This window comes from Pseudoalteromonas sp. MMG006, assembly GCF_018101025.1.
In the GTDB taxonomy this organism is placed as follows: Bacteria; Pseudomonadota; Gammaproteobacteria; order Enterobacterales; family Alteromonadaceae; genus Pseudoalteromonas.
Map to the genome: position 1 here is coordinate 68,558 of NZ_JAGJEJ010000018.1, position 12,614 is coordinate 81,171.

Below are 12,614 nucleotides of genomic sequence, written 5' to 3' on the forward strand. Positions count from 1 at the left end.
TATTGGAGTGAAAGAGGAAAAAAATAATAAAAGGGGTTATAGCCGTAGTAAAATTTTTTGTAGCTGCCTAAGTGGAGTTATAATTTCATGTCAATGGTTGAAAAGTTAAAGCAGGAGAAATTTTCGTCCTACTTTAACGTAAGGTCAGTGCTTATCTATTTAAATGTATTGTTGTAAAACTCAACGGGCTCTTGTGAGCCCATAGCAACAGGCACTCGTTGATGTAAGCTAGACGGAGCGATATCTAAAATCCGATTACCTCTAGAGGTGGCTTTACCACCGGCATTTTCCATTAATAACGCAAGTGGATTTGCTTCGTAAAGTAATCTTATTTTACCATTATCATTACCGCTTCGCTTGTCTTGAGGATACAAAAACAATCCGCCACGGCATAATATACGGTGAACATCACCAACCATTGCTGCATTCCAGCGCATTGAGCTTTTTTCAAAGCTCTCGCAGGTATAAAGCAATTTATCAAAATACACTTGTGTTGGCTCATCCCAGTAGCGGTAATTTGCCATATTGACTGCAAATTCTCTGCTTTGTTTTGGTACATCTAACTGCTTATTAGTTAACAAGTACCCGCCATGAGTAGAATCCAGCGTATAGCATCGCGTAGGACCGCCCGTACTCATTACAAGTAATGACGATGGGCCATATAAAACATAGCCAGCACAAACTTGGTTAGTACCTGGCTGATTAAATTGCTCATCACTGTCATAGGCAACATCATCTCGCGCTGGGTAAATTGTAAATATGGTACCTATTTGGCCATTCACATCAATATTTGATGAACCATCGAGAGGGTCAAAAGCAACTATAAATTTACCATCAGGGTGGGCCCCTACTACATGATCCTCTTCTTCCGATGCTACAGACTTGACTAATGTGTCGTCTATTAATATATCTTTCAAAAGTTGATTAGCAATTACATCTAATTTTTTTTGTACTTCACCTTGGACATTTTCGTTTAGCGTTGAACCTAAAACGCCAGCCAGTTCGCCTTGGCTTACTCTAAAAGCAATTTCTTTTGATGTCGCTAAAATAGTACGTATAAGTAAAATAAGGTCGGTTTCTACACCGTCTTCTTTAAGAACTGTATTTAATCTTTTCATTAATTGTACCTATTTATACAATTAAGATCGGTAAAGCATTGTTCGAGTCTTGTGACCATACTTTGCTCAGAGTGACGAAGCCATACACGTGGGTCGTAATATTTTTTGTTTGGCTTATCATCGCCATCAGGATTACCAATCTGACCATGTAAGTAAGCTTGCTTATCTTTGTAGTAATCTAAAATACCATTCCAACACGCCCATTGTGTATCAGTATCGATATTCATTTTTACTACGCCATAAGTTAATGATTCTGCAATTTTACTGTATTCAGAACCACTACCACCATGAAACACAAAGTTAATTGAATTATTAGGCAGGTTGAACTTATCTGATACGTAAGCTTGAGAATCTTTTAAAATACTTGGCGTTAGTACAACATTGCCAGGCTTGTACACACCATGAACATTGCCAAACGATGCGGCAATAATAAAGTTAGGGCTAATTTTACTTAATCGCTCATAAGCAAAAGCAACATCTTCAGGTTGCGTATACAAGGCCGAGCTATCTAGGTGAGAGTTATCAACACCATCTTCTTCACCGCCAGTACACCCTAACTCTATCTCAAGCGTCATTCCAATTTTAGCCATGCGTGCTAGGTAGCGCTCACATATTTCTATATTCTCCTCAAGAGATTCTTCAGAAAGATCGATCATGTGTGAACTAAATAGCGGCTTACCAGTTAATTCAAAGTGTCTTTCACCTTCATCAAGTAAACCATCTATCCAAGGTAACAATTTTTTAGCTGCATGATCGGTATGCAGCATTACGGGTACCTCGTAATGTGCAGCAACAGCATGGACATAACGAGCAGCGCTCACAGCACCAAGCACAGCAGCTTGCTGATCTGGCAACACTAAGCCCTTACCACAAAAAAATTGCGCACCACCATTAGACAATTGAATGATGGCTGGCGAGCTCATTTTTTTTGCTGCTTCTAGGGTAGCATTAATTGAAGTTGTACTTACAACATTAACGGCAGGTAAGGCATATTGGTTAGCACGAGCATGTTCATATACCACACTTACTTCGTCACCAACTATTACGCCAGGCAGTATTGCCGAGGCTAAATGTTCCATTGTTAGATTCCTTCTTACTTTATAGCTTCAATACACGAGTCAGTGATTGCTTGCCAGTTTTGCTCTTTGACCCACTCTTTCTTAGCGACCCATGTTCCACCTACTGCAAACACGTTGCTTAAAGATAGGTAATCCATTTTATTCTTCTCGCTTACGCCACCCGTTGGGCAAAAACTAACTTCTCTAAAAACGCTTGATACAGCAGAAACAAATGGCGCACCACCAGCAAGCGATGCAGGGAATAACTTCTGCTCTTTAAAGCCATATTCAAGCGCCATCAAAATATCCCCTGTGTTTGATACACCAGGTAAAACAGGCACGTTACACTTTGTAAGTGCACTTAAAAGTTTAGGAGATACTGCTGGAGTTACAATAAAATCAGAACCCGCATCTATAGCTTGCTGTAAAATAGTTTCGTTAATAACTGTTCCTGCGCCAACTTTAAGCTCAGGCACTTGCTCTTTTATTGCTTTTAAAGCATCTAAAGATGCTTCTGTTCTAAGCACAACTTCTACTAATGTAAGGCCTGCATCTGCCATTGCTTTAGCAATTTGTACACCCTGCTCTGGCGTATCAGCTTGAATTATAGGTAGCAGTGTTTGCCCTGACATAAGTTCAGAAAAGCGAGTCATAACGTTGTTCCTTTATTTTTAAGTAGTGCGGCCGAGATAAGCGGCCTATAAATTTATTAAATGCCAGCTTTAGCCATTGCAAGCTGAAAAACATCTTTTGGAGCAATTGCGCCAGGCTGTTGAATAACAGTCCCTGCGGCTTTAGCACCAAGCTGTACTGCATCAGCAATAGATTTGCCAGATAAACGAGCGCCTAAATAAACGCCATTAAAAGCATCCCCTGCTGATGTTGTATCAACAACATTAGTAACAGGTATTATTGTGTGACTTTGAAGTGTGTTGTCTAATTGGGTAATAACCGATTCAGGGCCATTTTTAACGATAATTTCGTCTATGTTATATATTTTTAAATATTCAATAACGTCTTCAACACTGTGAACATCGTAAAGGGTTGTTAAATCTTCAACGCCTGGCAGCGTTACATCAGCAAGACCAAATGCTAGGTCGTACTGCGTTTTAGTCTCATCAACACTATTCCACAAACGAGCGCGGTAATTAGGATCGAATACTATTTTTACGCCTGCAGTTTTTAATTGTTTTACTACATGCCAAAAATCTTCACGCGCATTTTCATCAATTACAGCAAGTGAAATGCCGGAAAAGAAAAACATATCACCTTGTGAAATCTGTTTCACAACGTCTGTATTTAAAAAACTAACTACTTTTTTAGCTGCAGAATCGCTGCGCCAATAAATAAAGCTGCGCTCGCCAAAAGCATCTGTTTCTATGTAGTACATACCCGGTACTTTGCTTTCGTGAGCAAATACAAACTGAGTATCTAGTTGTTCACTTTCAAAGCGCTCTAACATTTTTTTACTTAAGTTGTCTTGGCCTAAAGCAGTTACAACGGATGTTGCTACTTCAGGAAAGCAACGCTTTAAATATACGGCAGAATTATAAACATCGCCTGCAAATGATTGGTGTAACGTCGCAGCGCTCATTGCTCTAAGCTCCACCATACACTCACCCATAAAGTAAATATTTTTCATTTTGGGAAATTATCCTTTGTAATAAACTGCTATGCGCAAGCACTGTTGTGTAGGCATAGCAGTTCCTTTCAGATTAATCAGGCTTTTTTAGAGGTTCAATTTTTGGAATAAGAATCCAAACAGCAGCCATAGCAATAATGGCAAGCGATGCACCAATAATAAATGCAGGCGCATAATTACCGTCAGCAGTTAATATTGGTACTAAAGATGTAAGGCCCACTGCACCTAGCTTAGCCGCCATGCCAGAAAAACCAGACAAGGTACCTACTGCTTTTTTACCTAATAAGTCACTTGGTAAGGTTTGTACGTTACCAATTGCCGTTTGAAAGCCAAATAAAATAACAGCCATAATAATTACTGCAGTTGTTGGTCCACCAGGGTTTGCCATTGCTAATAATGAAGGCAACATAATTAAACAACCAAGCGTAATAGTAAGCTTACGTGTTCTATCTGTGTTCCAACCTGCTTTTAAGCGGTTCTGCGCCAATAAGCCACCAAACCATGCGCCAAACATTGCGCCTACGTAAGGTACCCAGCCGTATATACCTATAGATTTAACATCCATTGCATATACTTCATTTAGATAAATTGGAATCCAAAAAACGAATAACCACCAAATAGGGTCAATTGCTGCAGAGGCAATAATTACACCCCAACTTTGCTTACGAGAAAGTAGCTCACCAGTAGATGGGTTATATTCTTCACCTTCATCATTTGTAACATCACCATTGTCATCAACACGACGTTGGCCTGTTAAAATGTACTCACGCTCTTCAGCTGATATCCAAGGATGTGAACCTGGTGGTGCTTTAACTAAAATAATCCATGGAACTAACCATAAAAAGCCCAATGCACCCACAAATACAAACACCATTTGCCAGCTAAAATATACTGTTAGATAAGCAATTAAAGGTATTGCGATAATGCCACCAATAGCAGCACCTGAGTTAAAGATACCCTGTGCAAGCGCACGCTCTTTTGTAGGGAACCACTCGGCATTACCTTTAGCTGCGCCCGGCCAGTTACCCGCCTCAGCTACACCTAAGATTGCGCGGAAAATACTTAAGCTTAAAACACCTTGTGCAAAAGCATGAGCAATAGTCGCTAACGACCACACACCAATCGACAACACAAAACCTAGGCGGGTACCCACCCAGTCAAATATTTTACCGAATATGGCTTGGCCAAATGCATAAGCAAACACAAACACAATCGATATATTTGCGTAAATTTGTTTACGTTCTAATGCAGACTCATCAGGAAACATTTCTTCTACAATGTCAGGCCATAAAACACTAAGTGCTTGACGGTCGATGTAGTTAATAATGGTAGCAAGTGCAATTAGCACTATAACCCACCAGCGTAAGCCTTGAATTTTCATAGGTTAATCCTCAAGAAAGTCTTCACGCGCCGGGCTAAAGGTATCAATTAAAATACCGCCAGTTGGGCAAGTAGCACCATGATCTGCAAATGGTGGGATTAGGCAGCTATCACCTGGTTTTAAGATTTTAGTTACGCCGTCAATATTAAAGTGAAACTCACCTTCAACTACGTAAGTTACTTGAGAGTGTCTGTGAGCATGGTTATAACCAATAGCTCCTTTTTCAAACCAAATTTTAACAGCCATTAATTCTTCGTTATAACCAAGCATTTGGCGTTTTAGGCCATTTCCTAAGTCTTCAATTTCGGTTTCGTTACCAAATGAAAAATGTGCGCTTTGCTTTTGCATCCTGTTTACTCCTGAGTATTCTTCAACGCATAAACGCCAAGACGGCCATTTAAGGTGAATGCTTTATTTTGAAATGTGAAATTGTTTTTAGCTGAGCTTTGTGACTTGTTAATTGCAACTAAATAAGGTGTATCTTTTACGTTTAGTTCAACAAGTACCACATCACCTTGTGTGCTGTATTTTAAATCTGAAACACGGCTAACAGCTTCTAATGTATATTCTTTACTTGGATTGTACTCACCGTGTGGCTCTAGCACCGATACAAATGTATGTTGCTTTTGTTTTTCTACACGACGTACAAAACCGTTTTCATTACGTAAATTAAAGTGAGGATCATTTGCGCCTATTTGAGTAAATAGAAATGATTCATCACCGTTAACTAGACTTGTTTGCGTATAAAAACGGCCATTGTCATTTAACCATGTCACCTTTGCTAACCCCTTTTCAGGCGTAGCTTGTCCTTTTAACCATAGGTGTTGATAACCGTTGCTCTCACCCAGTGCTTTGAGCTGATTTGTATTAGCAAGTAAGCCAAAGTTAGTATCAATCAATTGACCTTTATAGTGTAAAGGCAAGTCAAATTGATGCGCTTTATTTGCATCTACATCGAACACATCAAGTGCAACAGTGCTTTCTAGTTCTGGTAAGTTAACAAGTGCTAAAGTACGCTCTAGTTCAACCCCTTTGTAAGCTGTGCTTATTTCACCGCTTGCGACAGTGCCAAACTCATTGGTTTCAAAAAAGTTAAGCGTAGGATGGTTATTATTTCCTACTTCTACATTGGCATTAAAGTGAGATGTTTCATCTACAACAACGGTGTTATGCGCAACAGTATGTTTAGCGTAGGTTTCGTTCTCTGGAAGATAACGGCCCCCATACTTAGCTTCTACATTTAAAAAGCGTGCTGCGCCGTAATCAGAGACGATTTCGTTACCATGGTCGTAAAACTGCCATGTAAGCTTATCAAAGTGGCCATGACCTAAACCTTGTGCAGCAGGTTTAAACAAAAGTGCTTGATCGCCACCTACCTCAGTACGCATAACAACTAAAGCGCCCTGCTTCCCATCGTTACCGTCGCCAAAGGCAACAGATTTGAATATGTATGGCGTTTCTTTTTTGTTATCAAGCGCTTGAGCAACCTTTAAACCGTCTCCCGTAAGAACGACTTGATCTTGATACTTAGCAATGTCCAGATAACCTGCATCGTTAGTTAAACCATACGCAGCGGTAACACCTTGCACTAATTCAATCGTGTCAATACCTTTACTTTTTATAGCGTCGTTAATTGGGAAGAACAAACCGTTGTAACTAAGCTGAATAGTGGTATCGATTGCTTTTAGTAAGATCCCATCACGGTAATCAAAGATCTTTCTTTGCGGCTCGTTGTTTTCAATTGCTTTTGCAAAAGTAACAAACGGCAATAAGGCAAAGCGCTGATAGTAAGGCCCTTCATTATAGTAACCCTGAGGCGAGAACAGCATTTCTAGCTGCTTAACAAATCCGCCTTTGCCAGATTTTTTTAAATCATAAAGTGATTTTTCTATCCATTCAGGTTCATCTAACACATAACCTGCCATACCCACACCTGCAGTCGCCCAAGTACCATGGTTATGCACTTTATTAAATGTTGAAGGCTGACCTACTGACGTAAACAATGAAACAGGACGAAGTAAATCGTCTTCTATTACTTTTTTATTTTCATCACTTAGCGAGTCATGTATTAAGTCATAGGCTTGAATCGTGTATACAAGCCACATTGCTTCATTTAGGCTTTGCCAAAAAAACTTACCTGGATTTTGAGAATTCATTTTACGCTTTGGGTGTAACCCTAGCGTAGGGTAAAGCTCAGCGTATTCAAGCAACATGTCGCGCACATAATTTGCGTATTTTTCATCTTGGCTTAATTGATAAATCACACCTGCGCTGTACATAAGTTGATAATTTTTTTTGTGTTGCTCATGGGTGTAGCCCCCGCCACCATCTTTTGGCACCGGTACAGTAATTGGCTGTGCCATTTGCTCATCAACTTGCGCTTTTAAAGTGTCATAAGCGAGTGCAAACTTTCCATTTTCATGTGAGCTGATAGCTTGGCGCATCAACTTTACATCGTCGGTTGTAATAACTAAATTAGGGTGCGCTGCATGTGCTCCTAAAGATAAAAGTAAGGTCGCTGCTAAAGACGCGATTTTGAAACTTTTTAGACGTTTAAGTACTTTCATCATTATTACCCCGCCTTCTTGTTTGTCGTTTTATTGTTTTTTATTATCGCTGTGTGCGGGCCTTTTACTCTCAGTTCTTTAACACTTGGAGATTTTGTAGCATTAAATGTATTGTTTAATATCTGTGTTTTAGGTTCACCCACAGTATGCTCTACGACTATTGGAGCCGATTCAACAAACTGATTGTCACTGATGTTGGTAACTTGAACGCCGTGAACATATACGCTTGCTTGCTCTTTATTACGCTTACCAAGGCCTACGTTGTTTAGTGTGTTATTGCTCATTTGAAGGTGTGGGCCAAACGTACTCTCGTCACTACCACCACGATAAAGCTTAAGCAAAGCGCCATCCACGTTGTTAAATGTATTATTTTTTACAATTACGTATTCAGCGTTATAAATACCTAAGTCTTCAATTTCGGTATTAAGGCTAATTATATTGCCCGTTACGTTATCGAATGTATTACTTGTTAGCACAACTTCATCAGCCATCGCACCTTTGCCAGTAACAAAAAAGTGAAACGAGTGATTAATATCTAAGTGAGTGATTTTAGAGTTATGCATTTCAAAGCGGTAGTTTTCAATCATGCCCCACTTTTTAGTACGCACAACGCTATTATTAATAGCATCTGGTGCATTTTCACCCGAAATACTAAGCCCATCGAGCTTTAAGCTCCCACCGTCGTGAATTTCAAATAATGTAGAGCGCTGAAAAGTAAGCTTTGCTTGGCCTACATTTTTAGCTTTTAAAGTAAGTACTTTATTTATTTGAACAAGCTTTGATACATCATACTGGCCACTCTCAAGCTCTAAAGTATCGCCTGATTGAGCGCTTTCAATCGCTTTTAACAAGGCATTTGCATCAGCTTTTACAGTATGCGTTTTTCCTGAATCAAATTTAACTAAGGCAGGTACTTTTGGATACCAGCTCACACCTGTATCTTCTTTTTTAAGTACTTTTAAGTCTCGTTTTGCACCCACTTTAATCTTAGTAGATTCAGGATAAAGCAAACCATTGCTCGCTTTAGTTAACGCTACAGTTTGTGTTTTTACACCATAAGCTAACTCATCAAGTACTTTAGTGTTTGCAACGTTATTCCTAAAAGCAATACCACTTACATCATCAAATGTAGTAAACGGCTGCTGCTTATTTTGGTTAATAATGAGGTTGTTTTTCATGACGCTATTTTTAGGAGCAGCACTGCGTTCAGCGTCACTGCCGGCAGCAAGTTGTATGTGCTGAACATTTACAAATGTATTATTTTCAATGGTTGCGTTTTCTACTTGGTGATAACGGTTTATCGATGAATTTGGTACACCGTTCATTACTGTAAAACCACTACCAAAACGGTACCCCGTTAAACCTTGTAAGTAGTTATTTTTAACAATTTGGTCTTTATTAATAACGCGAATACCACCGGTGTGATCTACCCCATTACCAAAGAAAATGTTTTCTTCAATAAGGTTACCGTTACCATGTCGAAGCGTTAACGTACCGCGCGCTTCAAAAAATACGTTATTACGAATAATATTTTTGCCAGACTTGACTGAAATAATTTCTACTTCACCATTAGTACGTTCAAAATAATTGTTCTCTACTAATGTGTGTGAATCAGTTAATGAGTAATGACTGGTACCAATGCGAAGTGTTTCGCCACCATTTGAGCCAAATGTAGGGCGGTAACCGAAAAAGTTATTATCGATTTTGTGGTAATTTTTCTGGCTTTGTTCTGTATTTAAACGAACTGCAACAGTCACCCCTTTATTACGCTTGCCAACTAAATGACTGTGGTCAAACTGGTTATGCTGACCATATAGCGCAACCCAGTAATCTGACTCGCGTTTGTCTGGATTATTGTAATTATCGATTACGACTTCAGTTACACGTGAGTTATAGGCTAATTGGTTTTTATCTTTACGAAATTCAATAACGGCAGCACTTGGTGTGTAGCCATTTTTGAATACTAAACCCGAAACCTCTAAATATTTACCGGCAAGTCTTAGGTTTGATTGCCCAGATAAAATTACTTTGCCGTTTGTTTCTGCGGTTAATAAAATAGGAGAGTTTTTTGTACCTTGGCCTTCAAGTAGGATTTCGAAGTCAGACCATGTACCATTTTTAAGGATTACTTTGTCGCCAGCGACTAAGTTAGAAGATATATCACTGAAAGCTTGCTTATCATCTACAAAATAATCTTTGGCTGTTAATTGTGTAGATATACAACCAATGAGAACTAAGCTTAGCTTTATTGTGTTAGTAAAACGCATAGTTAACTCTTTATATTGTGACTCGAATTAGGCTCTATGAATATTTAAATATGTTTTTTGTACAAAGCAGACTAAATCTCGTCAATCGATAGTGTGTGTGGGCGCTTAAACTAAATAGTTAAGCGCCATATATTGAGTCTTTATTACTTATTTAATTGTTTAAAGTAATCAAAGATCTCTGGTACGTTGCCTTGACCCATGCCTGCATCAAATGCGGCTTGTAGGTTAGCTGATGAACCTTCAGCAATTTTTGATTCAGTACCTAAGTCTTCAACCATTTGAAGGAAGTAACCTAAATCTTTGTTCGCATTAGCAATAGAAAAACCAAGGTCACTAACATCGTCAACCGCATAGTTTTTACAAAATTGCATGAATGGTGAGTTTGAAGGACCAGTAGACATAATGTCGAAAAGTTGCTGACGATCCACGCCCGCACGATCAGCTACTGCAAAAGCTTGTGACATTGCACATACCGTTGTCATACCCATAAAGTTATTGATTAACTTAGTAGTATGACCTGCACCTAGCTCACCAAGGTGAAATACGTTCTCGCCTTGATCTTCAAGTACTGGTTTAACTTTATTAAATGTATCAATATCGCCAGCAGCCATGATGTTTAATAGACCATCTTTAGCGTGTGCAGGAGTACGACCTAGAGGAGCATCAATCATGCCTGCACCTTTAGCTGCTAAATCAGCGCCAATCTTTTTAGTAGATGATGGAATAGAAGTACCAAAATCAACTAATACTGCGCCTTCTTTAATACCAGCTAAGATACCGTCTTCTGCGTAGACAATTTTTTCAACAACAGCTGATGTTGTTAGACAAAACATAACAATATCTGAAGCTTCAGCCAGCTCTTTTGCAGTGCTTGCTGTTTTTGCGCCTCTAGCAACACATGCTGCAACCGCATCTTTGCTAAGGTCCATAACAATTAGCTCATAGCCTTTGTTTTGTAAATTTTCGGCCATATTGCCGCCCATTAAGCCTAAGCCGATGAAACCGATGACAGGTTTTGACATGAATAACTCCTAAATATGTTGGCGCATACTTTTATGATTACGAGTAAAAGTTACTCTATAAATAAATACGCTGTGTCTTTTGTTTCAATTTGTAGAGTATATTTTAGCTTGAGTTATTTTATTAATTAACCTGTGCAAAAATGTAACTCTGATTAATTACCAATACATTGTATTCACTCAAACCAAGCAACTTACCAATTGGTATGCAAAAACTGTATTACCATACATGTTTTTTGTCAACCAATAAGTTAACCAAGTAAATTAGCTAATTTAGTAACCGCTTTAACACAAAAAACAATTTACCATTAATTTCAGTAGGTTAAGCCGATAAAAAGCTTATTTTCATAGTCATTTTTTGTTAGCAATATTGTTACTTTTTTTCTACCAATGGGTTGACCAATAGTCATCATATCATTACCAAAATATATAAAACCTTGTTGACTGACTTTAAAATTGCTCATTTATAATGACTAGTCTTAGTCAATTTTTGTTTTAGAGATTGTATGTATGAGCGATTTGAAGCTTCTATTTATATTTAGCTTGTGCGTACGATATAGATTACAAAAGCTTTCAAAAAGAATAAAATGTGTATTTATAATATTAAGTAACGCTCCATTAGGTGCGATATAACAACCGTCACTGTTTAACGTGAATGGTTTAAATGCCTTTATAGCAATTGCTAAATCGCTTTAATTTAGTAGCTACTGTTTAATAAAAGGTTTTAAATTAAAAATAACGAGGGAATTAAAATGCGCTTATTACATACCATGTTACGTGTAGCCGACCTAGATAAATCGATTGCCTTTTATACACAAGTATTAGGTATGCAGGAGCTCCGCCGCTCTCAAAACGAGGAGTATCGCTACACTCTCGCTTTTATTGGTTATGGAAAAGAAGAAAGTAATACCGTTTTAGAGCTTACATATAATTGGGATGAGAATAACTATGACCTAGGTAATGCTTACGGACATATCGCTATTGAATTTGATGATATTTACAAAGCATGTGATGCAATAAAAGCTGCTGGCGGTAATGTGAGTCGCGAACCAGGCCCTGTAAAAGGCGGCACAACTGAAATTGCCTTCGTTAAAGACCCTGATGGTTATTCAATAGAACTTATTCAGAAAAAAGAAAATATGAGTGAGTTTTAATAATTTAATAAAATAAAAGGTGCCATTAAGCACCTTTTATCGTAATTGACTATCTTTACTGCCACGACGATTGACGCCATTCAATTTCTTACCCTGAGCCTCAAGCTCGCTTTGGCACGAAACACAATACCTCACCCCGGGCAAAGCTAATCTTCTCGCTTGAGGGATTTTACAATCACACTCATCACAATACTCAGCGCTGGCCCCAGATATTAAGTTTTGCCTTGCATATTGCACAGCATCGTTAACACTCGCGTCAATTTGATCTTGAATTGCGCCATCTCGCGCCCATCCACTGGCCATAATTATCTCCTAAAATAATAATAGGTTAGTTTTATGCTAGCAATGGAATGCTTTATTAGTGCTGAATAAATGATTTTTGGATTTTTGGATTTTTGGATTTTTGGA

Annotated in this window: 11 protein-coding genes; 1 reads left to right on the plus strand and 10 read right to left on the minus strand. The window is 38.5% G+C overall.

Annotation, left to right across the window (positions count from 1 at the left end):
- Window positions 1–155 precede the first annotated feature (155 nt).
- The 9 genes from J8L73_RS15560 to J8L73_RS15600 all read right to left on the minus strand — a co-directional run bounded on the left by J8L73_RS15560 (window position 156) and on the right by J8L73_RS15600 (window position 11,055).
- A complete protein-coding gene (locus tag J8L73_RS15560; protein ID WP_211018414.1) occupies window positions 156–1,118 on the minus strand; it encodes a class 1 fructose-bisphosphatase in 963 nt (320 codons plus the stop codon).
- Window positions 1,118–2,197, minus strand: a complete 1,080-nt coding sequence (gene fbaA / locus J8L73_RS15565) for a class II fructose-bisphosphate aldolase (protein WP_211018416.1) — start codon at window positions 2,195–2,197, stop codon at window positions 1,118–1,120. Before fbaA ends, J8L73_RS15560 begins: the two co-directional genes overlap by 1 nt.
- Window positions 2,198–2,211: 14 nt before the next feature.
- Window positions 2,212–2,829, minus strand: a complete 618-nt coding sequence (gene eda / locus J8L73_RS15570) for a bifunctional 4-hydroxy-2-oxoglutarate aldolase/2-dehydro-3-deoxy-phosphogluconate aldolase (RefSeq protein WP_211018418.1) — start codon at window positions 2,827–2,829, stop codon at window positions 2,212–2,214.
- Window positions 2,830–2,885: 56 nt separating this feature from the next.
- On the minus strand, window positions 2,886–3,818 hold the full coding sequence (locus tag J8L73_RS15575; protein ID WP_211018420.1) for a sugar kinase: 933 nt from the start codon (window positions 3,816–3,818) through the stop codon (window positions 2,886–2,888).
- A gap of 73 nt (window positions 3,819–3,891) precedes the next feature.
- Window positions 3,892–5,199 (minus strand): MFS transporter, encoded by a 1,308-nt coding sequence (locus J8L73_RS15580; protein WP_211018429.1) that lies wholly within the window; start codon window positions 5,197–5,199, stop codon window positions 3,892–3,894.
- Between the two features lie 3 nt (window positions 5,200–5,202).
- On the minus strand, window positions 5,203–5,547 hold the full coding sequence (locus J8L73_RS15585) for a cupin domain-containing protein (protein ID WP_024609426.1): 345 nt from the start codon (window positions 5,545–5,547) through the stop codon (window positions 5,203–5,205).
- 5 nt (window positions 5,548–5,552) lie between these two features.
- Window positions 5,553–7,766, minus strand: a complete 2,214-nt coding sequence (locus tag J8L73_RS15590; protein WP_211018440.1) for a heparinase II/III family protein — start codon at window positions 7,764–7,766, stop codon at window positions 5,553–5,555.
- Window positions 7,767–7,771: 5 nt separating this feature from the next.
- The gene (locus J8L73_RS15595) at window positions 7,772–10,033 is read right to left on the minus strand and encodes a polysaccharide lyase 6 family protein (protein WP_211018430.1); all 2,262 of its coding nucleotides are present in this window, start codon (window positions 10,031–10,033) and stop codon (window positions 7,772–7,774) included.
- A gap of 143 nt (window positions 10,034–10,176) precedes the next feature.
- On the minus strand, window positions 10,177–11,055 hold the full coding sequence (locus J8L73_RS15600; protein WP_211001744.1) for an NAD(P)-dependent oxidoreductase: 879 nt from the start codon (window positions 11,053–11,055) through the stop codon (window positions 10,177–10,179).
- A 749-nt stretch (window positions 11,056–11,804) separates the two neighbouring features.
- Here J8L73_RS15600 and gloA point away from each other — a divergent pair.
- Window positions 11,805–12,206, plus strand: coding sequence for a lactoylglutathione lyase (gloA, locus tag J8L73_RS15605; protein ID WP_211001745.1), 402 nt, complete (start codon window positions 11,805–11,807; stop codon window positions 12,204–12,206).
- Window positions 12,207–12,242: 36 nt separating this feature from the next.
- On the opposite strand, the gene J8L73_RS15610 is transcribed toward gloA, so the two are convergent.
- Complete coding sequence (locus tag J8L73_RS15610) at window positions 12,243–12,509, minus strand: DksA/TraR family C4-type zinc finger protein (protein ID WP_211018432.1); 267 nt, start codon at window positions 12,507–12,509, stop codon at window positions 12,243–12,245.
- Between the last annotated feature and the right edge of the window lie 105 nt (window positions 12,510–12,614).